General features: G+C 72.6%; 20 protein-coding genes and 1 tRNA gene. 11 read left to right on the top strand and 10 right to left on the bottom strand.

What is annotated here, in order from left to right; all coding sequences use genetic code 11:
* Positions 1 to 19: 19 nt before the first annotated feature.
* A complete protein-coding gene (locus tag ACFYXU_RS35045; protein ID WP_389408796.1) occupies positions 20 to 2,593 on the bottom strand; it encodes an ABC transporter permease in 2,574 nt (857 codons plus the stop codon).
* Complete coding sequence (locus ACFYXU_RS35040; RefSeq protein WP_329853296.1) at positions 2,590 to 3,378, bottom strand: ABC transporter ATP-binding protein; 789 nt, start codon at positions 3,376 to 3,378, stop codon at positions 2,590 to 2,592. The genes ACFYXU_RS35045 and ACFYXU_RS35040 overlap by 4 nt, the downstream gene beginning before the upstream one ends.
* A gap of 192 nt (positions 3,379 to 3,570) precedes the next feature.
* On the opposite strand from ACFYXU_RS35040, the gene ACFYXU_RS35035 reads away from it, so the two are divergent.
* A complete protein-coding gene (locus tag ACFYXU_RS35035; RefSeq protein WP_389461634.1) occupies positions 3,571 to 5,094 on the top strand; it encodes an MFS transporter in 1,524 nt (507 codons plus the stop codon).
* A gap of 22 nt (positions 5,095 to 5,116) precedes the next feature.
* Here ACFYXU_RS35035 and ACFYXU_RS35030 read toward each other — a convergent pair whose 3' ends face one another.
* A complete protein-coding gene (locus ACFYXU_RS35030) occupies positions 5,117 to 5,365 on the bottom strand; it encodes a DUF397 domain-containing protein (RefSeq protein ID WP_389461632.1) in 249 nt (82 codons plus the stop codon).
* Complete coding sequence (locus tag ACFYXU_RS35025) at positions 5,362 to 6,210, bottom strand: helix-turn-helix domain-containing protein (RefSeq protein ID WP_384570763.1); 849 nt, start codon at positions 6,208 to 6,210, stop codon at positions 5,362 to 5,364. Before ACFYXU_RS35025 ends, ACFYXU_RS35030 begins: the two co-directional genes overlap by 4 nt.
* Before the next feature lie 103 nt (positions 6,211 to 6,313).
* Here ACFYXU_RS35025 and ACFYXU_RS35020 point away from each other — a divergent pair, with 103 nt between their 5' ends.
* Positions 6,314 to 6,796 (top strand): ATP-binding protein, encoded by a 483-nt coding sequence (locus ACFYXU_RS35020; protein ID WP_389408800.1) that lies wholly within the window; start codon positions 6,314 to 6,316, stop codon positions 6,794 to 6,796.
* A 9-nt stretch (positions 6,797 to 6,805) separates the two neighbouring features.
* Here ACFYXU_RS35020 and ACFYXU_RS35015 read toward each other — a convergent pair whose 3' ends face one another.
* The 5 genes from ACFYXU_RS35015 to ACFYXU_RS34995 form a co-directional block, all read right to left on the bottom strand.
* The gene (locus tag ACFYXU_RS35015; RefSeq protein ID WP_389461630.1) at positions 6,806 to 9,088 is read right to left on the bottom strand and encodes an FG-GAP repeat domain-containing protein; all 2,283 of its coding nucleotides are present in this window, start codon (positions 9,086 to 9,088) and stop codon (positions 6,806 to 6,808) included.
* 68 nt (positions 9,089 to 9,156) lie between these two features.
* A complete protein-coding gene (locus tag ACFYXU_RS35010; protein ID WP_389461628.1) occupies positions 9,157 to 9,531 on the bottom strand; it encodes a VOC family protein in 375 nt (124 codons plus the stop codon).
* Positions 9,532 to 9,541: 10 nt separating this feature from the next.
* The gene (locus ACFYXU_RS35005) at positions 9,542 to 10,549 is read right to left on the bottom strand and encodes a cellulose-binding protein (RefSeq protein ID WP_389461626.1); all 1,008 of its coding nucleotides are present in this window, start codon (positions 10,547 to 10,549) and stop codon (positions 9,542 to 9,544) included.
* Between the two features lie 116 nt (positions 10,550 to 10,665).
* On the bottom strand, positions 10,666 to 13,236 hold the full coding sequence (locus ACFYXU_RS35000) for an SUKH-4 family immunity protein (RefSeq protein ID WP_389461624.1): 2,571 nt from the start codon (positions 13,234 to 13,236) through the stop codon (positions 10,666 to 10,668).
* Between the two features lie 7 nt (positions 13,237 to 13,243).
* On the bottom strand, positions 13,244 to 14,242 hold the full coding sequence (locus ACFYXU_RS34995) for an SMI1/KNR4 family protein (protein WP_384570747.1): 999 nt from the start codon (positions 14,240 to 14,242) through the stop codon (positions 13,244 to 13,246).
* A gap of 270 nt (positions 14,243 to 14,512) precedes the next feature.
* On the opposite strand from ACFYXU_RS34995, the gene ACFYXU_RS34990 reads away from it, so the two are divergent.
* Together ACFYXU_RS34990 and ACFYXU_RS34985 are read left to right on the top strand one after the other, a co-directional pair.
* Complete coding sequence (locus tag ACFYXU_RS34990) at positions 14,513 to 15,025, top strand: YwqJ-related putative deaminase (RefSeq protein ID WP_376513468.1); 513 nt, start codon at positions 14,513 to 14,515, stop codon at positions 15,023 to 15,025.
* Positions 15,026 to 15,035: 10 nt separating this feature from the next.
* Positions 15,036 to 15,527, top strand: coding sequence for an SUKH-3 domain-containing protein (locus ACFYXU_RS34985; RefSeq protein WP_376513470.1), 492 nt, complete (start codon positions 15,036 to 15,038; stop codon positions 15,525 to 15,527).
* A gap of 97 nt (positions 15,528 to 15,624) precedes the next feature.
* On the opposite strand, the gene ACFYXU_RS34980 is transcribed toward ACFYXU_RS34985, so the two are convergent.
* Complete coding sequence (locus ACFYXU_RS34980; protein WP_389461622.1) at positions 15,625 to 16,935, bottom strand: sensor histidine kinase; 1,311 nt, start codon at positions 16,933 to 16,935, stop codon at positions 15,625 to 15,627.
* 115 nt (positions 16,936 to 17,050) lie between these two features.
* Between ACFYXU_RS34980 and ACFYXU_RS34975 the strand changes: the two genes are divergently transcribed.
* The 7 genes from ACFYXU_RS34975 to ACFYXU_RS34945 all read left to right on the top strand — a co-directional run bounded on the left by ACFYXU_RS34975 (position 17,051) and on the right by ACFYXU_RS34945 (position 22,495).
* Complete coding sequence (locus ACFYXU_RS34975; RefSeq protein WP_389461620.1) at positions 17,051 to 17,731, top strand: hypothetical protein; 681 nt, start codon at positions 17,051 to 17,053, stop codon at positions 17,729 to 17,731.
* 29 nt (positions 17,732 to 17,760) lie between these two features.
* A tRNA-Gln gene (locus ACFYXU_RS34970) sits at positions 17,761 to 17,835 on the top strand.
* Positions 17,836 to 17,941: 106 nt separating this feature from the next.
* Complete coding sequence (gene glmU, locus ACFYXU_RS34965) at positions 17,942 to 19,387, top strand: bifunctional UDP-N-acetylglucosamine diphosphorylase/glucosamine-1-phosphate N-acetyltransferase GlmU (RefSeq protein ID WP_361394826.1); 1,446 nt, start codon at positions 17,942 to 17,944, stop codon at positions 19,385 to 19,387.
* Positions 19,388 to 19,508: 121 nt separating this feature from the next.
* Positions 19,509 to 20,483 (top strand): ribose-phosphate diphosphokinase, encoded by a 975-nt coding sequence (locus ACFYXU_RS34960; protein WP_141302919.1) that lies wholly within the window; start codon positions 19,509 to 19,511, stop codon positions 20,481 to 20,483.
* 238 nt (positions 20,484 to 20,721) lie between these two features.
* Positions 20,722 to 21,315 (top strand): 50S ribosomal protein L25/general stress protein Ctc, encoded by a 594-nt coding sequence (locus ACFYXU_RS34955; RefSeq protein ID WP_376513475.1) that lies wholly within the window; start codon positions 20,722 to 20,724, stop codon positions 21,313 to 21,315.
* A 99-nt stretch (positions 21,316 to 21,414) separates the two neighbouring features.
* Positions 21,415 to 22,011, top strand: coding sequence for an aminoacyl-tRNA hydrolase (gene pth, locus ACFYXU_RS34950; RefSeq protein ID WP_329853275.1), 597 nt, complete (start codon positions 21,415 to 21,417; stop codon positions 22,009 to 22,011).
* 40 nt (positions 22,012 to 22,051) lie between these two features.
* Complete coding sequence (locus tag ACFYXU_RS34945) at positions 22,052 to 22,495, top strand: hypothetical protein (RefSeq protein WP_376513477.1); 444 nt, start codon at positions 22,052 to 22,054, stop codon at positions 22,493 to 22,495.
* Positions 22,496 to 22,544: the final 49 nt, after the last annotated feature.

Genomic DNA, 22,544 nt, shown 5'->3' with positions numbered 1-22,544 from the left:
TCACGCGACCGCTAGGCGATCACTCGCTCGCGATCGCGTTCAGGACGTTCATCCGCCCCGCCCGGAACGCCGGGACCAGCGCCGCGAACAGGCCCACGAAGGCCGAGCCCACGAAGACCGTCACGATCGTCGGCCAGGGGATCTCCAGCACCCCGAGGCCTTCGAGGGCGAGGAGCTTCTGCGCGGCCGTGCCCCAGCCCATGCCCAGGCCCAGGCCCAGGAGCGCGCCGAAGAGGGCGATGACCACCGACTCCAGGCGGATCATGCGGCGCAGCTGACGGCGGGAGAGGCCGATCGCCCGCATGAGGCCGATCTCGCGGGTCCGCTCGACGACCGACAGCGCGAGGGTGTTCACGACGCCGAGGACCGCGACGACGATCGCCAGCGCGAGCAGCCCGTACACGATGTTGAGCAGCTGCCCGACCTGGTTCTGGAGCTCCTCCTTGTAGTCGGCCTGGTTGCTCACCTTGTACTGCGGGTAGGGCGCGAGCGCGTCCTTGAGGGCCTGGTAGGCCTGGGTCTCCTGGCCGTCCTTCGCGCTGGCGAGGACGAGCAGGCTGTTCGGCATCCGGTCGGCCGGCAGGTGGCGGGCGACGGTGGCGATGCTCGTGTACATCGCGCCCTTGTCGACCTGGCCGGTGTCGGCCGTGATCGCCGCGACCTTCAGCTTCGCGGTGTCGCCGCCCTTGAAGGCCAGGGTGAGGACGTCGCCGACCTTCACGCCGTGCTCGGTGGCGTAGTCGCTGCCGACGGACATGGCGCCCTCGCCGTACGCCTCGGTGAGCGTGCCGGCGGTGGTCTCGCGGCGCAGGTCCTTCACGTACGTCGGGTCGGTCGCGGCCAGGTCGGCCGTGGTGACCTTGCCGCGCGGATCGGTGACCTTCGCGTCGACCCACTTGTACGCGGTGACGTGGTCCAGGCCGGGCGCCTTCGCCACGGCGGCCTGGGCCTGCGGCACGATCGGCTGGCCCGTGCCGGACTGGACGATGAAGTCGGCGCCGACGGAGCGGTCCAGTTCCTCGGTGGCCGAGGCGACCATCGAGGAGCCGACCACGGAGAGGCCGGCGACGAGCGCGAGGCCGATCATGAGGGCGGCGGCGGTGGCGCCGGTCCGGCGCGGGTTGCGGAGCGCGTTGCGCTCGGCCATCCGGCCGACGGGGCCGAAGATCCGCAGGACGACGACGCCGAGGGCGCGGACGACGCCGCCCGCGAGGAGCGGGCCGACGACGATGAAGCCGAGGAGGCTGAGGACGACGCCGAGGCCGAGCCAGAGGGAGCCGGGTCCGGCCTCCGCGGCGCGGGCCGCGGCGACGAGGGCGGCCGCTCCGGCGCCGGTGAGGACGATCCCGAGGAGGCCCCGCACCCGTCCGGCCCTGCCGTCGGCGGGGGTGCCCGCGTCGCGGAGCGCCGCCATCGGGGAGACCTTGCCGGCCCGGCGGGCGGGGATGTACGCGGCGAGGACGGTGACGACGATGCCGAGGGCGAGACCGACGGCGGGCGTCGTCCACGCGACGGTGAGGTCGCGGGTGGAGAGCTCCATGCCCATCGCGGACATGAGCTTCATCAGGCCGACGGCGAGGCCGACGCCCGCGGCGACACCGGCGACGGAGCCGACGAGGCCGAGGAGGAGCGCCTCCACGAGGACGGAGCGGTTGACCTGCTTGCGGCTGGAGCCGATGGCCCGCATGAGGCCGATCTCGCGGGTGCGCTGGGCGACCAGCATGGAGAAGGTGTTGACGATGAGGAAGATGCCGACGAGGAAGGCGATCCCGGCGAAGCCGAGCATGGCGTACTTCATGACGTCGAGGAATCCGGCGACGTCCTCGCGGCCCGCGTCGGCGGCCTCGGCGGCGGTCTGGAGCTTGTAGCCCCCGCCGAGGGCGGCGGCGATGTCCTTCTTCAGCGCGTCGTCGGTGACACCGGGCTTCGCGTCGACGGTGACCTGCGTGAACAGGCCTTCCTTGCCGAGGAGTTCGCGCTGGGCGGTGGCCGTGTCGAAGTAGACGAGGGTGGCGCCCGGGTTGGTGACCTTGAAGTCGACGATGCCGGCGATCTTCGCGGTGAAGTCGCCGGTGACGGCGATGGTCCGCAGCTCGTCGCCGAGCTTCAGGCCGTGCTTGTCGGCGGTGGCGCCGTCGACGACGACCTCGGTGGGGCCGCGCGGCTCGTGGCCGGAGGCGATCTCCACGGAACGCAGCTCGTTGGGCGTCCAGTTGACCGCGATGGTCGGGGCGCCGCCGGTCGGACCGACGTTCTTGTTCCTCGCGTCGACGACGGTGACGCTCGTCGAGGCGACCGAGCCCTGCGCGTCCTTGACGCCCTGGACCTTCCTGACCTGCTCGACGAGCGAGGCGGGGAGGGTCTCGGGGCGGCCGTTCTGCGGGTTCTCGTCGTCGGCCGAGGCGGCCTTCGGGCTGACGGTGACGTCGGACGCGGTGGAGGCGAAGAGCTTGTCGAACGTGGTGTTCATGGTGTCGGTGAAGACGAGCGTCCCACTGACGAAGGCGACGGAGAGCAGGACGGCGACGGCGGAGAGCGCCATGCGGCCCTTGTGCGCAAGGAAGTTGCGCAGCGAGGTCTTGAGGACGGTCACGACGTCCGCCCGCGCGCGTCGAAGTCCTTCATCCGGTCGAGGACGGCGTCGGCGGTGGGCCGCTCCATCTCGTCCACGATCCGCCCGTCGGCGAGGTAGAGGACCCGGTCCGCGTAGGAGGCGGCGACGGGGTCGTGGGTGACCATGACGATGGTCTGGCCCAGCTCGTCGACGGACGAGCGGAGGAAGCCGAGGACCTCGGCGCCGGCCCGCGAGTCGAGGTTTCCGGTCGGCTCGTCGCCGAAGATGATCTCGGGCCGGGCGGCGAGCGCGCGGGCCACGGCGACGCGCTGCTGCTGCCCGCCGGAGAGCTGGTTCGGCCGGTGCTTCAGCCGCTCGGAGAGACCGACGGTGTCGACCACCCGGCGCAGCCACTCGGCGTCGGGGCGCCGCCCGGCGATGTCCATGGGCAGCGTGATGTTCTCCAGGGCGTTCAGGGTCGGCAGCAGGTTGAACGCCTGGAAGATGAAGCCGATCCGGTCCCGGCGCAGCTGGGTGAGCTTCTTGTCCTTGAGGCCGGTGATCTCGGTCTCGTCGAGGAAGATCTGACCGCTGGTGACGGTGTCCAGCCCGGCGAGGCAGTGCATCAGGGTCGACTTGCCGGAGCCCGAGGGCCCCATGATCGCGGTGAAGCGGCCCCGGGCGATGTCCACGTCGACGGAGTCCAGGGCGACGACCCGCGTCTCCCCCGCCCCGTACGCCTTGACGACCTGACGCGCCCGCGCGGCCACGGCCGTAAGCCCTCCAGTACCCCCGTGCCTGGGGATGGTCACAGCCGAAGTCACGTGTCTCTCCTAGGAGCGTGGGTGGGTTTGTAGGTTCAAGTTAAGGACGGGGAAACCGACTTCACCTCCTCCGCCGGTACGACCGGCCCCTGGGCCGCATGGGGGAGACGCCCCTAGGGGTTCCCCACCCCGAGGTCTAGTGAGACCCTGACTCCCGCACATTTAGGTGTACGAAGAAAGGAAGGGTGTGCGGTGACCGAGCCGTCGACGACCCGGGCCGGAGCCGCTCCGGCGTCCCCCGCCGCCGCCACCACCGCCCGCCGGGGCCCCGTCGTCGCCGCCCTGATGCTCGCCATGGGGCTCGCCGCGCTCGACGGGACCATCGTGTCCACCGCCGTGCCCCAGATCGTCGGCGACCTCGGCGGCCTCTCCGTCTTCTCCTGGCTGTTCGCCGGCTATCTGCTCGCCGTCACCGTCACCCTGCCCGTGTACGGCAAGCTCAGCGACACCTTCGGCCGCAAGCCCGTCCTCATCGCCGGGACCGTCCTCTTCCTCGTCGGCTCCCTGCTCTGCGCCGCCGCCTGGAACATGGCCTCCCTGATCGCCTTCCGCGTCGTCCAGGGCCTCGGCGGCGGCGCCCTCCAGGGCACGGTCCAGACGATCGCCGCCGACCTCTACCCGCTGAAGGAACGCCCCAGGATCCAGGCGAAGCTGTCGTCCGTGTGGGCCACGTCCTCCATCGCGGGACCGGCCCTCGGCGGTCTCCTCGCGGGCTACGCCGACTGGCGCTGGATCTTCCTCATCAACCTGCCCGTCGGCCTGGTCGCCCTCTGGCTCGTCGCCCGCCACCTGCGCGAACCCGCCCGCACCGCGCCCCGCGCGCGCGTGCGCATCGACTGGGCGGGCGCCCTCGCCATCTTCGCCACCGGGGCCGTCCTCATCACCGCGCTCGTCCAGGGCGGGGTGGCCTGGCCCTGGTTCTCGGCCCCGTCCCTCGGCCTCCTCGGCGCGGCCGCCGTCCTCGCCGCGCTCACCGTCGCCATCGAGCGGCGCGCGGCCGAACCGATCATCCCCGGCTGGGTGTGGCGGCGCCGCACGATCGCCGCCGTGAACCTCTCCCTGGGCGCCCTCGGCCTGCTCATGGTCGCCCCGACGGTCTTCCTGCCCACGTACGCGCAGTCCGTCCTCGGCCTGGGCCCGATCGCCGCCGGTTTCGTCCTGTCCTCGTGGACGCTGAGCTGGCCCATCACGGCCGCGCTGTCCAACCGGGTCTACACCCGCATCGGCTTCCGGCTCACCGCCGTCCTCGGGATCTCGCTCGCCCTGCTCCTGCTGCTCGCGTTCCCGTTCCTGCCGTTCCCCGGCGAACCCTGGCAGCCCGCCCTCCTGATGCTGCTGCTCGGCGGGTCCCTCGGCCTCTTCCAGCTGCCGCTGATCGTCGGGGTGCAGTCGACCGTCCCGTACGGGGAGCGTGGCACGACCACCGCGTCGGTCCTCTTCTGCCGCCAGGTCGGCCAGAGCGTCGGCGCCGCGCTCTTCGGCGCGATCGCCAACGGCGTCCTCGCGGCCCGGCTCGGCACCGGCACGGACCTCGACTCCCTGGCCGGCTCCCTCGGCAGCACGGACGGCATCCGGCGGGCGGTCGACGCGGCCGTCGACTGGGTCTACCTGGGCGCGGCGGCCGCGGCGGCGCTCGCCCTGCTGGCCCTGCTCACGCTGGCCCCCCGCCGCTTCCCGGTACTGGAGGAGGCGACGGGGGGCGGGGCGGAGCGCTGAGCGCGTACAGGCGGGGGTTGTACTACTCCGCCGACGCGAGCCCGACGAACCCGGCCCAGGCCTCGGGCGAGACGCTCAGACCCGGCCGGGTGACGTCCTTGGAGTCCCGCACGTGCACGGCTCCCGCACGGGCGGCGACCTCGACGCACTGGCCGCCCTCGCCGCCGCTGTAGCTGCTCTTGACCCAGCTCGCCGCGACCTCGATGCACTGGCCACCCTCGGTTCCGCTGTAGCTGCTCTTGAACCAGACGAGGGATTCCGTGTTGTTCATAGCTCTCCCAGCAACTTCTCGATGAACGCCAGCGACTCTCGCGGGGTGAGAGCCTGCGACCGGATGATCCCATAGCGGGCTGCGGCAAGAACGGTCTGCTCAGGGTCCGTTGCCATGGAGCTGGTGTTCTGCGCCTCGACGTAGAGGAATTTCTTGCCGTCCTTGCGTGTGACAACCGTGAAGGGGCCATTCACGCCCGCGTTGTCCTCGCAGTCGGTGGGCATGATCTGGAGCTCGACGTTCCGCCGCTGGCCGATCAGGAGAAGGTGCTCCAGCTGGCCACGAAGAATCTGCGCGCCGCCGTACCTGTGCCGGATCACCGACTCGTCCATGACGAAGCTCAGCAGAGGAGCCGGGCGCCGGTCGAAGATGTCCTGGCGAGCCAGTCGGGCCGTCACCCGCTGCTCGATCGTCTCCTGATCCAACGGTGGGCGCCTCATGGCCAGCAGAGCCCGCAGGTACTCCTCCGTCTGAAGGAGACCGTTGACCACCATCGTGTCGTACATCAACAGCTCTATGGCCTGCTTCTCCAGCTGCGCCATCCCCTGGAAGAACGCCGGATACTGCGCCCGCTCCAGCTGCTCCTTCCAGACCGTCAGCAGTCCGCCCGCGTCCAGCACCTCGTCCGACCGGTCGATCGCCCTCGGTGGCGGGATCCTCCGGCCCTGTTCGAAGGAGGCGATCGTGGACGCCGAGTAGCCCAGGCGCCTGCCCAGCTCCTCCCGTTCCATCTTCGCCCGCACCCGCAGCGTCTTCAGGCTCTGCCCGAACGCCGCCACCACGCCCTGCCCGGACCTGTCCGCCGCTGCGGGTTCCGGAGCCGTCCCCGGCTGCTCTTCCGTCATCGCGCCCTGCCCCTCGTACCGGCACCGGCACACGGCGTACAAGGCCATGGCGTCGGTGCGTCACCTCTGGTCACGCTACGCGACCGAGAGGAGCGTGGAGGGCATGACGAGCAACATCGACAACCCCACGGACACCACCCAACCCACCGGTGTCTCGCCTTACTTGGATCGTGGGGTCTTCACCCTCCGCTTCACCTCGACCGCCCGCGGAGCCAGGCTCGCCCGGCGGCTGGTCGGCGTGCGGCTGGACGAGTGGGGCGTGCCGTTCGGCACCCCCGCGCACGACGCCGTGGTCCTCGTCGCCGCCGAGCTGACGGCGAACGCGGTGCGGCACGGGCACGTGCCGGGGCGGGACTTCCAGCTCCTCCTGCGTCTGCTGCACGGGGTCCCGGCGGTCGCGCGGATCGAGGTCGGCGACACCCGGGGCGAACGGCTGCCGGTGCGCCCCGGCCCCCGTCCGGAGGGCGAACTCGCGGACGGGGGACGGGGACTGCTGCTCGTGGAGCGGCTCGCGGACCGCTGGGGCTGGTACCCCAGGGTCGGCGCGCCGGGGAAGACGGTGTGGGCGGAGTGCGCCCTCCCCTGAACGGCCCTTCTAGAAGACGGCGTTGTACGCCGTCCCCTGGGTGAGGGAGACGGCGGCGCCGCTCTTGAAGGGCGCCGCCTGGCCGCCCGTACCGGAGTAGAAGGTCTCGACGCCGGCGTCGTCCGGGGCGACCAGGTCGGCCCGTCCGTCGCCGTTGGCGTCGCCGACGGCGGTGAGTCCGGTGAACCTGCCCCACCCGCCGCCCACCCTGGTGCGGGCGGCGAAGGTGCCGTCACCCTTGCCGAGGTACAGCCAGAGGACGCCGTCCTTGTCGCGGGCGACGAGGTCCCCGGCCGGGCCGCCGGCGAGGTTGCCGGTGGCCGCCAGCTGGTTGTAGACGCCCCAGCCGTGGCCGATCTGCTTCCGCGCCGCGAACGGGGCGGTGGCCGAGCCCGTGCCCTTGTACAGCCACAGAGCGCCGGTCTTGTCCGTGGCGACGAGGTCGGCGCGGCCGTCGCCGGTCAGGTCGCCGCCGCCCGCGAGCTCGGTGTACGTCTGCCAGCCGGACCCGATCCTCGTGCGGGCCGCGAGCGGCTTGTTCCGGTCGCCCGTGCCCTGGTAGAGCCAGAGGACGCCGGTCTTGTCCCGGGCGATCACGTCGGGCGCGGTCGAGCCCGCGACGTTCCCGACGGTCTCCAGCCGGTCGTAGATCTGCCAGCCGCCGCCCACCCGATGCTCGCCGGCCTCCGTCGGGACGTCGCCCGGGGCGCCGGGCCGGGTGCCGAAGCGCCACAGCACGCCGTCGAGGTCACGGACGAGGAGGTCGGCCGTGCCGTCGTCGTCGAAGTCGTGCGGGGCGGGGGGCCGGGTCACGGTGAACCGGCCGGTGGAGACGACGTCGGGGCCGATGCCCTCGTCGGGGCGGGCGGTGAGCCGCCACTCGTACACGCCGTTGCGGGCCGGGGTCTGCCACCCGGAGCCCTCAAGGTCCCTGGTGTTCCAGTGCCAGGCGAACCGGCCCGGCAGGCCCGGGCCGACGGGATCTTTGACATGCAGCTGGGTGGTCAGCGTCTTGCGGCTGCCCACATGGGTCAGGGTCAGCCACACGTCGCTGTCCGCCCGGGACAGGTCCCAGGCGAAGTCGACCCCCCGCTCGAGCTGTTCGTCGGACAGGGTCTTCGGTGCGACGGAACGGGTGACGGCAAGCACGGTCGACTGCCCGGTGGACGCGACGAGTGCGACGTCCGGACGGCCGCCGTCGGAGCGCGGCGAGATCCGGTAGAGGCCCTCGCCGTGCTCGGGGGTGCCGCCGCGCACGAGGAGGCTGCCGTCGGGGCCCGCGACGGCGGACGAGAAGGCGGTGAGGAGCTGGACCTTCTCCCCGGTCGCGACGGACTGGGCCGTGAACGGCCGCACCGTCGGGCGGGGCAGGCCGGGCGCCGAGGTGGACGAATCGATGCGGGCCTTGCTGCCGGACGCCACCCAGCCGCCGACCAGGTACAGCGGATCGCTGAGGTCGTCGTCCGACGGGATCCACCGCTCGGTGGTGCTGTCGCGCGCGAAGGCGACGATCCCGTGGACGGCCCGGCTGCCGGACATCCGGGCCTCGCGCCAGGCCACGTGGGTGCCGGAGACGGCGCCCTCCCGGGTCCACTGGTCGTCGAACTGGAGGTACCACTTCGAGGTGCCCGAGGCGAGGTCGACGAGGACCTTGACGGTCGCCCCGGTCGCGTCGAGGCCGCACTCGTAGAGCGCGGAGGCGGTGTCGGTCCAGCCCTCGCTGCCTTCGGCGCAGTCGATTCCGGCGCCTCCGGCCACCGCGCGGGCCTTGGGCGGGTTGCCGTCGAGGGTGACGGCGTACTGCTTCTGCGGGCTGCCGGCCACGTACTGCCCGAGGAGCATGGTGGTACCGGCGACGCCCTCGAAGTAGAAGCCGTCGCCGAGGGCGTCGAGGCTCACCTCCCGGGGGACCGGGGCGGCGGTGGGCTTCGCCAGGTCGTAGACCCGGACCACCCGGCCGGCGACCGGGGCGGACCGGTCGACGGTGACGACGAGGTCCGCACCGCCGGCGGAGGCGTCGGTGGCGCCCGGCAGCACGACGGACGAGCCGTCCGCGTACCAGGTCCAGCGGAACTCCGGCGTGGTGCCCCGGGTCTTCGACAGGAAGCCGGCGGGGCCGGCGCCGACGACGTCCGCGTTGCGCGGGAAGGGCACAGAGGTCTGCTGTGCCTCCCCCGTCGCGGCCGGGGCGGCCGAGGCCGGGAGTGCGGTGAGCGTGCCGCCCGTGGCGGCGAGGACGACGGTGACGGCGGCGGCCGCGAGTCTGCGGCCGCGCACGCGTGCGTGGATCATGTACGGGTTCCCTCCCTGAAGGGACGACGTTAACCGTCCCCGCAGGTCACCCCGCCACCACCCCGGCCCTAGACCGTCCCGCGCGGGATCGTCAGGCAGAAGGGGTGGCCCGCCGGGTCCAGGACCACCCGCCACAGGTCGGGGCGCGGCTGCTCGGCGGGGACGGTCGCGCCCCACTCGACCAGCTGGGCCGCCGCCGCCTCCAGGTCCTCGACGTCGAAGTCGAGGTGCAGCTGCTGCGGGACCTCCTGGCCCGGCCAGACCGGCGGCCGGTAGCCCTCGACGCGCTGGAAGCCGAGGAAGAGGCCGTCCGCGCCCCGCAGGCCCGCGAACTCGTCGTCGGACTTCTCCGCGAGCGGGATCCCGGTCGCCCGCCGGTAGAACTCCGCCAGGGCCAGGGGGTCGGCGCAGTCGAGGGTGACCGCCGTCAGTCGCATCAGCATGGTCCCGAGCCTAGGCGGTGCCCCCGGACGTCGCCCTGCCGCCCAAGTCCCGCTGCTCGCGCACGGGTTGGCGCACGGGTTCGGGTGCGGCTTCGCGCGCGGGCGCGGGCGCCGGTTCGGGCTCGGGTGGTGCGGGCGCGGGCGCGGGTGACGGCTCCGGCTCGTTCGGCCGTCCCGTCAGCGCCGCGAGCGAGCTGCGGATGTGCTCCATGTGGGAGTGGATCTCGTCCCGGGCCTCCGCGTGCTCGCGCAGCACCCGCTCCGTCGCGCGCTCCACCCGCTCCGCCTTCATCCGGGCCTCGGCGAGCAGTTCCTCCGCGCGGGCCTCGGCGTCCTCCTGGCCGTGCCGGGCCTGCTCCTCGGTCTCGGCCAGGGCCCGCCGCCGCTCCGCGAGCCCGGCCTCCGCCGCCGCGACCTGTTCGCCGTGCCGGGCGTCCAGGGCGGACGCGAGGCCCTCCGCCGTGCGCTCCGCCTCGTCCCGCGCGGCGGTCTGCTCGGCGCGCTGGTCCGCCAGGAGCCGCACCGCGCGGCGCTCGGTCTCCGCGAAGGCCTCGGCGGCCGCCGTACGGGCCCCCTCCGCGTCCCGCAGCGCGATCGTGGTCATCTCCTCGGCCCGCTCGCTCGCCGACTCCAGAACCGCGAGGGCCGCCGCGTCGGCCGCCGCGCGGAGACCCTCCGCGTAGGCCCGCGCCGACTCCTCCGCCTCCCGGGCCGCCGCGTCCGCCGACTCGGCGAGGCCCTGCGCGTCGGCCTCGGCGGCCCGCACGAGCCGCTCGTCCTCCGACTCGGCCAGGCTCAGGATCTGCCGCGCCGCCCCGCTCAACGACTCGTACCGTTGCGGTGCGAGCTGGGTGACGGCCAGCCGGAGCCCGGCGGCCTCCTTCTCCTTCTCCTTGGCGAGCACGGTCAGCCGTGCCGCCCGCTCCCAGGCACCGTCCCGCTCGGCGGAGAGCTCGGCGAGGAACCGGTCGACCTGCTCGGGGCGGTACGCGCGCCCCCGTCCGACAGCGAAAGCCATCCTTGACGCCCCTTCCCTCTGGTCTCGAACAACCAGGATGCGTCATCAGAACGGACAAAAGGCGCCCCACGTGCACGCACGTCGAGCGCCTTTCATCACATCCGATCAGGACGGGCCTACAGGAGGCCGTCCCACATCTGCTCCAGCAGCACCGACCACCAGTTCTCCGGCGACGCCAGCGCCGCCGGGTCCAGCATCGCCAGCTGCGCCTGGAAGTCGACCGTCCACCGGCCCGCCTGCTCCGGGTTCAGACCGAACCGCAGCCGCCACATCCGGCCCAGCAGCGCCATCGACCGCGTGAACTCCGGCAGCCCCGTGTTCACGAACTGCGGCGGCACCGACTGCCCGCCCGGACCGGCCTCCACCGGCACCGCCACGATGTGCGCGGTCCCGTACTGGACACAGATCGCCCGCCCGAAGTCCGAACCGAGCACCAGGTACGAGCTCGCGTCCGGCGCCGCCGCGACCTGCCGCTGCGCCGCCAGCTCCGCGAGCGTCGGCACCACCGGGACGGCGGGCTGCGCCCAGAAGAACGGACCGAAGTCCGCCGGAAGCCCCGCCCACACCAGCGTGCGCGCCACGATCTCCGGCACGCCCTGCCGCGACACCGCCCGCTGGTCGAACCGGAGCACGCCCGGACCGAACGCCCCCGCCAGCTCCTGCGCGATCCCCTCCGGGGGGATCGGCGGCGCCGGCTGCACCTGCGGCAGCGGCGCCCGCACCGGAGCCGGCCGCGCCGGACCGTCCGCGACCTGGTGCAGCTCGCCCTGATGGGTCAGGAGCTGCCCCATGCCCTGCTGCCGGCCCGCGTGATCACGGCCGTAGGGGGCGATGCTGGTGATCCGCGCCTGCGGCCACGTCTCCCGGATCATCCGCGCGCAGTAGCCGCCCGGCAGCTCACAGGACTCCAGCTCCGTGTGCAGCTCCAGCACCTGCTGCGGCGGCACGTTCATCGCGCGCAGCTCGTGCAGGATCTGCCACTCCGGATGCGGCGTGCCCGGCGCGGAACGCCGGATGATCTGCGCCTCGGAACCGTCGGGCGCCCGATAGCGCAGCACCGCCTGGTAACCGGGACCGACCGTCGGCTGACCCGTCGGCTGCGGATAGCCGTACGCCGGGGGCACGGGACCCGGAGGCACCGGACCGGGCGCGGGCGGCGGCGTGTGCCCGCCGACCGGCGGCGCCGGAGCGGGCGGGGGCGGCGGAGCGCCCACCCCGCCCGGACCCGGGTGCGCCAGCATCGTCGCCGCGTGCGCGACACCGCCCGGCGGCGTGCCGGGCACGCCCGGCGGCGGCGGGGGCGGCGGAGGCGCGCCCGGACCGCCCTGGTTCGGATGCGCCAGCATCGTCGCCGCGTGGTGCACCGGCTGCGGAGGCGTCACCGGGCCCGGAGCGGACGGCGGGGGCGGCGGACCGGGCGGCCCCGGCCGCGCGGGCGGCTGGAGCCCCTCCGGACCGAGCTGCGACACCAGCTGCGTCGGGATGTAGGCGTTCGAGCCCTGCGAAGCACCCGGCACGCCGGGCACGCCCGGCGGCGGAGGCGGCGTCGGACCGCGCCCGGCCTGCGGCGACACCGAGGCCTTGCTCGTCGCGGCGTCCGCGATGTCCCCGGCCCCCGGCCCGGCGGGCGCGGGCGGCACGGGCGGGGCGGGCGGAGCCTGCGGGGCCGGAGCCGGAGCCGGGGCGGCCTGCGGAACGGGCCCGGGACCCGGGGCCGGGGCCGCCGGGTCGAGGCGCGGGGAAACGGCGGTCGGGGGCAGCGCGCTGCCCCCGTGCATCAGCGCGGTCGGCGCGTCCGCGCCCACCGAGAGCGGCGGGGTGTCCTCGTCGTCCGTCCCCGACAGCGCCGGGGCGAAGACGGTCGCGGGCAGCGGCACCGCGCCGTCCGCACCCCCGGAACTCGCGTTCGCGTCCACCCACGGACTGCTGGGCGCGGACACGGCCGGCGCGGGAGCGGGAGCGGGCGTGGCGGCCGGGGTCGAGTCCGGTGTGGAGGCCGGCACCCCGTCCATCGCCGTCGGCTCGTACGCCTCGTCGGCCTCGCCCACGGGAGCCGCGGGCGCACCCGGGACCGGAGCCGTCGCCGCCTCGGAGGACGAGGAAGAAGAAGGGGAGGAAGGCGAAGGGGAGGAAGAGGAAGAGGACGAAGAAGAAGAGGACGACGAGGACGAAGCAGACGAAGCGGACGAAGACGCCGACGACGCCACCGAGGCCGAAGGCCCCGACACCCCCACCCCCACCGCGTCCGACGCGTCGTCCACCGGACCGGACGCGCTCGCGCTCTCCTGCGAGGCGTGCGACTCCTCCCGGGGCAGCCCGATCTTGTCCGCCGCGTCCTGCAACCACTCCGGCGGACTCAGCAGGAACGACGTCTGGTTCAGATCGATCCGCGCCGCCGGCACCGCCGCCTGCGCCGGAACCTCGTCCGTCGCCCCGTACTCCTCCTCGTACCGCCGGATCACCTCACCCACCGGCAGACTCGGCCACAACGTCGCCTCACCGCTGTCCCGCGCGATCACCAGCCGCTGGCGCCCGCCGTCCGACGTCGGGCCGCCCTCGCGGTCCTCCGCCCACACCACGAACCCCAGACCGAACTCACGCACCCGCACCTCACGGTGCTGGTACGCCGGCAGGTCACCGTTGATCCACTCCTCGGCGCGCTCCTGCGCCTGCGCGAACGTCACCACAGCCAGCTCACTCCCCCACCGGGACCACGGGCACCGCACGCGCGAAGCCACCGTCCACCATCAGGTTCGCCACCGTCTCCAGCTCCGGCGGATTGCCCGCCAGACGCCCGAGGAACGCGTCGAAATCCTCACCGCACGGCAGCAGCAACCGCTCCACCCGCTCGTTCACCGTCCAGCCGGCCGCCACCTCGCCGGAGTCCCGCGCGTCGTCGTACGCGCAGAACCACACCGAACCGACCGCCGCACCCCGGACCTTCAGCGCGACCAGACCGCCCTGGACGAACGCCACGCCCAGATAGTCCTTCGTCAGATGGTCACGCAGACACTTGTTGACGTAGACGAGGTCATTGATCCCCGCCTCCTCCCGCACCGTGAAGAACGGCTGGTCGACCAGGAGCCCCAGCTCCGCGTCCAGCGCCGCCCCCACCGGAGCACACCCGCCCGCCGCCCTCAGGAACGAGCGGTACGCCCCCGGCAGCCGGTAGCCGAGATCCTCCTCGACCCCCTGCAACTGCTGCTCCGACACCGACACGAGCCCCTTCGGCAGCCCGAAGTGCACCGGCCGGGTCTCCTGAAGCGGACGCGTCCCCCGCTTCGTGTGGTCCACCGCGGCCGTCGCCACCCCGCCGTGATGACGCAGCAGCGCCTTCACCTCGACCGGGACCAGCTCCATCCGCCGCGACCGCGCCACGTGGTGCCAGGTCCAGCCGTGCGGCGTCGCCACCGACGGAATCGTGTCCCACAGCTCATGACCCGTCGCCGCCATCGCCGCGTTCGCCGACACGTAGTCCGTGAGACGCAGCTCGTCGACGCCGAAACCCTCCGGCGGATCCGCGATCTCCGCCGCGGCCCGCGCGTACGGCGAGAAGTCCGGGTGACCGTGCTCGTCCACCCGTACCCCCCGGGGGTGACGAGAGGCACGCACCGGATCCGGGAAATGCACGACCTGCCCGGCGTAGGCCGCGTTCGGTGGCGCGGTGTCCTGCCCGAGCCGACCTGTCGTCATGGCGGTTGCCCCCTGCATGGCGTCGCTGACTGCTGCTACCGGCTGATTCCACAGCCTGATCCCGCACAGCCTATGCGCTGCCACAAGAGCCCGAACCGGACCCGAACCCCTGGCCACCGACCGTGACCAACTGTCACGACGCCATGACAGGTGCACCATGATTCCGACACACCGAGGACGTGTTTCGCCGCCCCAGCTTCCCCATATGGCTCCCTATTTGGCAGGCTGTCCACGCAACTCGGGGGATTGCAGGAGGGGAAGACCAGCACCATGCACACAGCACCGACGCCCACACAGGGTGACCCACGCCTCAACTGGAGCAGCAGCGCCGAGGCGACCCGCGCACCCTTACTGCGTCACCGCCGCGACGGAATCCTCCCCACCGTCGGAGCCGCCCTCTCCGTCCGCGGCGAAACCCTCACGTGCACCGCGGGCCGCGGCGACCGGCCCCCCGCCCTGCACGCCCTCGTCCAGGACTTCCTGGACACCCTCACCAGCAGCCAGCGGGAACGCTTCACCGGCCGCTGCCCCGAGGCGATCCTGCTCTCCCGGCACCTCACCGCCACCGAGAACACCCGCTCCAGGCGCGCCCAGCGCAAGCCGCTCACCCACGGCGAGGCCCGCCGCTCCCTCAAACACGCCAAGCTCACCGCCCGGCGCATCCGCGAGGACGGCGACCCCCTCCACGGCAGTTACGCGGCACCCTGCCGCTCCTGTACGGCGATGCTCGCCCACTTCGGCGTCCGCACCGTCGACCCCACCCCGCCTGTCGAGAACGGCTGACCGCACCCCCATGCCCGACCACCTCAGCACCACCCGCTTCCCCGTCAACGTCGACGCCGCCCTCCGCGAGGCCGGCTGGCAGCCCGGCCGCTGGGACATCAAGCTCGCCGAGGAATGGGCCGACACCCTGCGCGCCCACGTCTCCCCCGCCGGACACCGGCACAGCGTCTTCCCCGCCGCCGTCGAGGCCTGGGCCGAATTCGGCGGACTCCGGATCGCCGCGCCCGGCCACGGCCGGCAGATAGCGCCCGCCGCCGTCCGCTTCGACCCCCTCGCCGGACTGCACCTCTCCCGTACGCTCGCCGACCTCGGCCGCGCCCTCGACACCGAGCTCGCCCCGCTCGGCGAGGAGGGCGAGCACCAGGCCGTCCTCGCCATGGACGCCGAAGGCCGCGTCTACAGCCTCGACCACGCCGGCGACTGGTACCTCGGCAAGGACATCGACGCCGCCCTGTCGACCCTGATCACCGGAGCCCAGCCGACCCGCCTCACGACCGGCTGAGCCCTGCGGCTTCCGCCCACCCACCACACGACCGGCCGAGCACCGGAGCCCGGCCGACCCGCCGCGTGACCGGCCGAGCCCGGCAGCCGTGGCGGACCTACAGGCCCGTCGGCAGCACCGCCGACACCTTGAAGCCCCCCGCGTCGGTCGGCCCCGACACGAACACGCCTCCCAGCCGCAGCACCCGCTCCCGCATCCCCACCAGACCGTTCCCCCCGCTCGGCAGCCCCACATCGGCCACCGCCACGTCCGAAGGACCGTTCTCCACCTGCATCGCGACCTCCGCACCCCGGTGCGCGAGCCGCACCACGACCTTCGCGCCCCCCGCGTGCTTGTGGACGTTCGTCAGCGCCTCCTGCACCACCCGGAACGCCGTCCGCTCCACCTCGGGGGCGTACGGACGCGCCTCCCCTATCACCACCAGCTCCACCACCGTGCCCGCCATCCGCGACTGCTCGCACAGCGCCTCCACGGCGTCCAGACACGGCCCGTCGTCGGCCGCCGCCTCCGCCGCCGCGGCGGCCGCCCGCCCCACCGCGGCCAGCGGCACGACGGCGGGAGCCGCGGGAACGGCCTCCTCCCGGAGCACCCCCAGCATCTCCCGCAGCTCCGTCAGGGCCTGCCGCCCCATGTCACCCACCAGCGCCGCGTTCCGCACGGCCTTCTGCGGATCCTTCAACGCCACCGCCTGCAACGCCGCCGCGTGCACCACCATCAACGACACCCGGTGCGCCACCACGTCGTGCATCTCCCGGGCGATGCGCGTCCGCTCCTCCTGCCGCGCCCACTGCGCCCGCTGCTCCGCCCGGTCGGCGAGCAGCGACAGCTCCTGCTCCAGGGAGTCCGCGCGCTCCCGGAGACTCTCCATGAGGCGGCGGCGCGCCCCTATGTAGAGGCCGAAGAGGACCGGGGGCGCGTTCAGCCCGAGGGTCATGAAGAGCGCCACGCTCGGCACGTACCAGCCGCTCGGGTCGATGTCCGGCGGACCGGAGTCGACCTGGGCGACGTCCTGCCGCATCCGGACGAAGGTCACGACGAAGACGGCGAGCGTCGACATGCCGGCGAGGACGGCGGTGGTCCGCCGGGGCACGTCGGAGGCGGCGAGCGAGTAGAGCCCGACGATCCCCATGAGGAAGCCCATCTCGGCGGGCGCGACGGCGATCGACACGAGGACGACGGCGATGGGCCAGCGGCGCCGGACGACCAGGGTCGAGCCCACGACCAGCCCGAACAGCACCCCGACGGGCACGGGCAGCGAGGCCTTCTCGGCGAAGCCGACGCCCTCGACGGCACACTCCAGCGCGGACACGAGCGCGAGCCCGACGTCCAGGACGGCGCCGCGCCGTCTCCCCCACCACCACCAAGTCCCGACGCCGTCGGCGTCCCGGTCTGCCCCCGTTGTGGTCATACCCACCACCCTACGGGTGGGCCCCCACGTCAACTCCTGACGAACCCGTCCCTCGAACTGTTGAATCGACCGCACATTCGATCCGGACGTCCGGATTCCGGACGATCGTGGCCCCATGACGAAGAGCGACCTCCGCGAGCGCGCCCGGGACCTCCGCCTGCGGGGCTGGACCTACGACGAGATCCGGGCGGAACTGGGCTGCTCGAAGAGCTCGGTCTCGCTGTGGGTGCGGGACCTGCCCGGGCCGCCACCCCGGCACAGCGAGGAGGAGCGCATGGCCCGGATGAACGCCGGGCTCGCGCGCTTCCACGCGGACCGGGACGAGGAACGGCGGGAGACCAAGCGCCTGGCGCGGGAGTCCGTCGGCTCGCTGTCCGACCGGGAGCTGCTCGTCGCGGGCGTCGCGCTGTACTGGGCCGAGGGCTCCAAGGACAAGCCGTACAGAAGGAGCGAGTCGCTTCAGTTCATCAACAGCGACCCGGGGGTCATCACCCTCTATCTGCGGTGGCTGGACCTCCTCGGCGTCGAGCGGGACCGTCTGCGCTTCCGCGTCAGCATCCACGAGAGCGCCGACGTCGCCGGGGCCGAGCGGTTCTGGGCGGAGCTGGCGGGAGTCGAGCCCTCGGCGTTCCAGCGGGCCACGCTGAAGCGCCACAACCCCCGGACCGTCCGGAAGAACACCGCCGGGACCTACCGCGGCTGCCTCGTCGTCTACGTCACGCGGAGCGCGGAGCTGTACCGTCGCATGGAAGGCACCTGGTACGGCATAGTGGGGGCCGCCGGGGATCAAGACTGACGGGATGTCCGTTTTGATCCTATAAACAATCCCCTGTGGTGTAATCGGCAGCACTGGGACCTTTGGAGTCCTATGTCCGGGTTCGAGTCCTGGCAGGGGAGCCACGCGAAGCGGGTCCCGACCGTTCAGGTCGGGACCCGCACTCATGTCCGCCCGCTTGCCCCCCGGTATCCTTCGTGGGTCCACCACCCAAAGCCGAAGGGCATACCCGTGAGCGCCAACCGCCCGGCAGCCGTCGTCGTCCTCGCAGCGGGTGAGGGCACCCGCATGAAGTCGAAGACCCCCAAGGTCCTGCACGAGATCGCCGGACGTTCGCTCGTCGGGCACGTCGTGTCCGCCGCCCGGGAGCTGGAGCCCGAGCACCTCGTCGTGGTCGTCGGGCACGCCCGCGAGCAGGTCAGGGGCCACCTGGCCGAGCACTACGCCGGGACCCGCACCGCCGTCCAGGAGCAGCAGAACGGCACCGGCCACGCCGTGCGGATCGCCCTGGAGGAGCTCGGCGAGGGCCCCGAGGGGACCGTCGTCGTGGTGTGCGGCGACACCCCGCTGCTGTCCGGCGAGACGCTGCGGGCGCTGGCCGGCACGCACGCCGCCGACGGCAACGCCGTGACCGTGCTGACCGCCGAGGTCCCGGACTCCACCGGGTACGGCCGGATCGTGCGGGACGCGGACGGCGCCGTGACGGAGATCGTGGAGCACAAGGACGCCTCCGCCGCGCAGCTCGCGATCCGGGAGATCAACTCCGGTGTGTTCGCGTTCGACGGGAAGCTGCTCGCCGAGGCGCTGACGCAGGTGCGCACGGACAACAGTCAGGGCGAGGAGTACCTCACCGACGTGCTGTCGATCCTGCGCGAGGCCGGGCACCGGGTCGGGGCGTCGCTGGCGGGCGACCACCGCGAGATCCTGGGCATCAACAACCGGGTCCAGCTGGCCGAGGCCCGCGGCCTGTTGAACGGGCGGCTCCTGGAGCGGGCGATGATGGCCGGTGTGACGGTCGTGGATCCCGCGTCCGTGCTGGTGGACGTGACGGTGACCTTCGAGGCCGACGCGGTGATCCTGCCGGGTACGCAGCTGTACGGCGCCACGCACATCGGCGAGGACGCCGTGGTGGGCCCGAACACGCGCCTGACGGACGTGACGGTGGGCAAGGGCGCCCGGGTGGACAACACGGTCGCGTTCTCCGCCGTGGTCGGCGAGAGCGCTTCGGTGGGCCCGTTCGCGTACCTCCGTCCGGGGACGAACCTCGGGAAGAAGTCAAAGGCCGGCACGTACGTCGAGATGAAGAACGCGACGGTCGGCGAGGGCACGAAGGTCCCGCACCTGTCGTACGTGGGCGACGCGACGATCGGCGAGTACACGAACATCGGCGCCGCGAGCGTCTTCGTGAACTACGACGGCGAGGCGAAGCACCACACCACGATCGGCTCCCACTGCCGTACGGGTTCGGACAACATGTTTGTGGCTCCCATCACCATCGGGGACGGGGCCTACACCGCCGCGGGGTCCGTGATCACGAAGGACGTGCCGGCCGGTTCGCTCGCCGTGGCCCGGGGCCAGCAGCGGAATATCGAGGGTTGGGTGGCCAGGAAGCGGCCCGGCAGCGCCGCCGCGCAGGCCGCCCAGGCCTCCTCTGAGGAGTCCGCCGGCGAAAGCTGACCGGAAACAGGTACGTCGAACTCGGCGTACCGTGATACGTGCACACAAATTCGGCTGGCACGCACATGCGCTCGACAGGCGCGGGTCCGCGGCCAGAGAACACGTCTGAGGAGACAGTGCTGTGACCGGGATCAAGACGACCGGCGAGAAGAAGCTGATGCTCTTCTCCGGCCGCGCCCACCCCGAGCTGGCCGAGGAGGTCGCGCACCAGCTGGGCGTCGGTCTCGTTCCGACCAAGGCGTTCGACTTCGCCAACGGTGAGATCTACGTCCGCTTCCAGGAGTCGGCGCGCGGCGCGGACTGCTTCCTGATCCAGAGCCACACGGCTCCGATCAACAAGTGGATCATGGAGCAGCTGATCATGATCGATGCGCTGAAGCGGGCCTCGGCCCGGAGCATCACCGTGATCATCCCGTCGTACGGCTACGCCCGTCAGGACAAGAAGCACCGCGGCCGCGAGCCGATCTCGGCGCGTCTGGTGGCGGACCTGCTGAAGACGGCGGGTGCCGACCGCATCCTGACCGTGGACCTGCACACGGACCAGATCCAGGGCTTCTTCGACGGTCCGGTGGACCACCTGTCGGCCCTTCCGGTCCTCGCGGACTACGTGGGTGCGAAGGTCGACCGCGCCAAGCTGACGATCGTCTCCCCGGACGCGGGCCGCGTGCGGGTCGCCGACCGCTGGTGCGACCGTCTGGACGCGCCGCTGGCGATCGTGCACAAGCGCCGTGACAAGGACGTCGCCAACCAGGTCACCGTGCACGAGGTCGTCGGTGACGTGAAGGGCCGCGTGTGTGTCCTGGTCGACGACATGGTCGACACGGGCGGCACCATCTGCGCCGCCGCGGACGCCCTGTTCGCGCACGGCGCGGAGGACGTCATCGTGACGGCCACGCACGGCATCCTGTCGGGTCCGGCGGCGGACCGTCTGAAGAACTCGAAGGTGAGCGAGTTCGTGTTCACGGACACGCTGCCGGTGCCGGGTGCCCTGGAGCTGGACAAGATCACGGTGCTGTCGATCGCGCCGACGATCGCGCGCGCGGTGCGCGAGGTCTTCGAGGACGGTTCGGTGACGAGCCTCTTCGAGGAGCACTGAGCCCTTAGGCGGTGACCGAGGAGGGCCCTTCCCCACCGGGGGAGGGCCCTTCCGGCTGTCCGGGGCTGATCCATTTGGGCGGTCCGGGGGCGGCGGGTAGACTGCCGTAGTTGCTCGGCGAGGGAGGCCGGCCCGTGAGGGTCCGGCGGTCCGTTATCGACGCGCTCTTCGTAGCAGGCCATCGCCAGTCGTGGCCGGGTGACCACGTTTTTCGTCACCTTTCTACGAGGAGTGCACCATGTCCGAGGTCAAGCTCGCCGCTGCCGTCCGTACCGAGTTCGGCAAGGGCGCCGCCCGTTCGATCCGCCGCGACTCCCAGGTTCCGGCCGTCGTCTACGGTCACGGCTCGGAGCCGGCCCACATCACCCTTCCGGCCCACGAGCTCGGTCTCGCGCTCCGTACGCCGAACGTCCTGCTCTCCCTGGACATCGACGGCAAGAACGAGCTGGCGATCCCGAAGGCCGTCCAGCGTGACGCCATCAAGGGCTTCCTGATCCACGTCGACCTGCTGCTCGTCAAGCGCGGCGAGAAGGTCACGGTCGAGATCCCGGTCCAGGCCGAGGGTGAGCTGGCCGCCGGCGGCAACCTGCTGGAGCACGTGCTCTCCACCCTGTCCGTCGAGGCCGAGGCCACCCACCTCCCCGAGTCCGTCACGGTCTCCGTGGAGGGCCTGGAGGCCGGTGCCTCCGTCCTCGCCAAGGACATCACCCTCCCGAAGGGCGCGACCCTGGTGACCGACGCCGACGCCACCGTGCTTCAGGTCCTGGCCGCGCAGGCCGAGGAGCCGGCCGCCGAGGGCGAGGCCGAGGCCACCGAGGGCGACGAGGCCTGAGCCGTAGGCTCTGCCTGACGTGACGGGGTGACGGGCCGTACGGGCCCGTCACCCCGTTTCTCTTGTACGGACACGCGGATACGAGAAGAGCTGACGCACATGACGGACGACGCGAACGCCCCCTGGCTGATCGTCGGTCTCGGCAATCCGGGGCCCGAGTACGCGGCCAACCGGCACAACATCGGCTTCATGACGGTGGACCTGCTCGCGGAGCGGATGCGCGGCTCGTTCAAGCGGGCGCAGAAGGCGCAGGCGCAGGTCGTGGAGGGGCGGATGGGGCCGGTGGGGCCCGCGAACCGCCGGGTGATCCTCGCGAAGCCGATGTCGTACATGAATCTGTCGGGCGGTCCGGTGACGGCGCTGCGGGACTTCTACAAGGTGCCGACGGCGCGGGTCGTGGCGGTCCACGACGAGCTGGACATCGATTACGGGGTGCTGCGGCTGAAGCTGGGCGGCGGGGACAACGGGCACAACGGTCTGAAGTCGATGACGAAGGCGATGGGGGCGGAGTACCACAGGGTGCGGTGCGGGATCGGGCGTCCGCCGGGCCGGATGCAGGTGGCGGACTTCGTGCTGAAGGACTTCTCGTCGGCGGAGCGCAAGGACCTGGACTGGTTCGTGGACCGGGCGGCGGACGCGGTGGAGTGTCTGGTGGCGGAGGGTCTGGAGCGGGCCCAGTCGGCGTACAACTCCTAGGCTCTGGCGCGCGGGCGGTACGACTGTACGATCGCGGGTCATGACGCACGTCCGTACCGCCGCCATGGCCCTGGTCGCCCTCCTCCTTCTCGTCGCGGGGGCCTGGACCTCGTGGAACTCGGCCCAGCACGTCCTGCTCGCGAAGGGTCGTGAGCACGGGACGCTGACGGTGACCGCCTGCGGGGACGAGACGTGCAGCGGCCGTTTCGTCCCGGAGGATCCCGCGTCGTCGCGCCGGACGCTGTCGATCGCGCGGTCGGTGGCGGCGGAGAAGGGCGCGACGATCCCGGTGGTGGTGAAGCCGGGTACGGACGAGGGCGTGCGGACGGGCTGGGGCGGTGGGCTGCACGCCTGGCTGCCGCTCGGCGGTGCGCTGGTGCTGGCGGCGCCGCTGGTGGGGGGCGGGATGCGGCTGCCCCGGACGGCGTGGTCGCTGGCGGGTGCCGGCGGTGCGGTGCTGGTGGCGGCGTTCTTCGCGCTGTGACGGGCGGTACGGGGAAGCCCCCGCCGGACGGGTTCCGGCGGGGGCTTCG

It is taken from the genome of Streptomyces sp. NPDC002232 (assembly GCF_042890295.1).
GTDB lineage: Bacteria > Actinomycetota > Actinomycetes > Streptomycetales > Streptomycetaceae > Streptomyces.
The sequence above is the reverse complement of the archived record's forward strand: the minus strand, read 5'-3'. Positions and strand labels throughout refer to the sequence as shown.

What these genes read in the sequence shown, in the direction of transcription:
- ACFYXU_RS35030 (WP_389461632.1), bottom strand. Translation starts at nt 5,365, where the DNA reads ATGAACAACACGGAATCCCTCGTCTGGTTCAAGAGCAGCTACAGCGGA.
- ACFYXU_RS35025 (WP_384570763.1), bottom strand. Translation starts at nt 6,210, where the DNA reads ATGACGGAAGAGCAGCCGGGGACGGCTCCGGAACCCGCAGCGGCGGAC.
- ACFYXU_RS35020 (WP_389408800.1), top strand. Translation starts at nt 6,314, where the DNA reads ATGACGAGCAACATCGACAACCCCACGGACACCACCCAACCCACCGGT.
- ACFYXU_RS35015 (WP_389461630.1), bottom strand. Translation starts at nt 9,088, where the DNA reads ATGATCCACGCACGCGTGCGCGGCCGCAGACTCGCGGCCGCCGCCGTC.
- ACFYXU_RS35010 (WP_389461628.1), bottom strand. Translation starts at nt 9,531, where the DNA reads ATGCTGATGCGACTGACGGCGGTCACCCTCGACTGCGCCGACCCCCTG.
- ACFYXU_RS35005 (WP_389461626.1), bottom strand. Translation starts at nt 10,549, where the DNA reads ATGGCTTTCGCTGTCGGACGGGGGCGCGCGTACCGCCCCGAGCAGGTC.
- ACFYXU_RS34995 (WP_384570747.1), bottom strand. Translation starts at nt 14,242, where the DNA reads ATGACGACAGGTCGGCTCGGGCAGGACACCGCGCCACCGAACGCGGCC.
- ACFYXU_RS34990 (WP_376513468.1), top strand. Translation starts at nt 14,513, where the DNA reads ATGCACACAGCACCGACGCCCACACAGGGTGACCCACGCCTCAACTGG.
- ACFYXU_RS34985 (WP_376513470.1), top strand. Translation starts at nt 15,036, where the DNA reads ATGCCCGACCACCTCAGCACCACCCGCTTCCCCGTCAACGTCGACGCC.
- ACFYXU_RS34980 (WP_389461622.1), bottom strand. Translation starts at nt 16,935, where the DNA reads ATGACCACAACGGGGGCAGACCGGGACGCCGACGGCGTCGGGACTTGG.
- ACFYXU_RS34975 (WP_389461620.1), top strand. Translation starts at nt 17,051, where the DNA reads ATGACGAAGAGCGACCTCCGCGAGCGCGCCCGGGACCTCCGCCTGCGG.
- ACFYXU_RS34955 (WP_376513475.1), top strand. Translation starts at nt 20,722, where the DNA reads ATGTCCGAGGTCAAGCTCGCCGCTGCCGTCCGTACCGAGTTCGGCAAG.
- pth (WP_329853275.1), top strand. Translation starts at nt 21,415, where the DNA reads ATGACGGACGACGCGAACGCCCCCTGGCTGATCGTCGGTCTCGGCAAT.
- ACFYXU_RS34945 (WP_376513477.1), top strand. Translation starts at nt 22,052, where the DNA reads ATGACGCACGTCCGTACCGCCGCCATGGCCCTGGTCGCCCTCCTCCTT.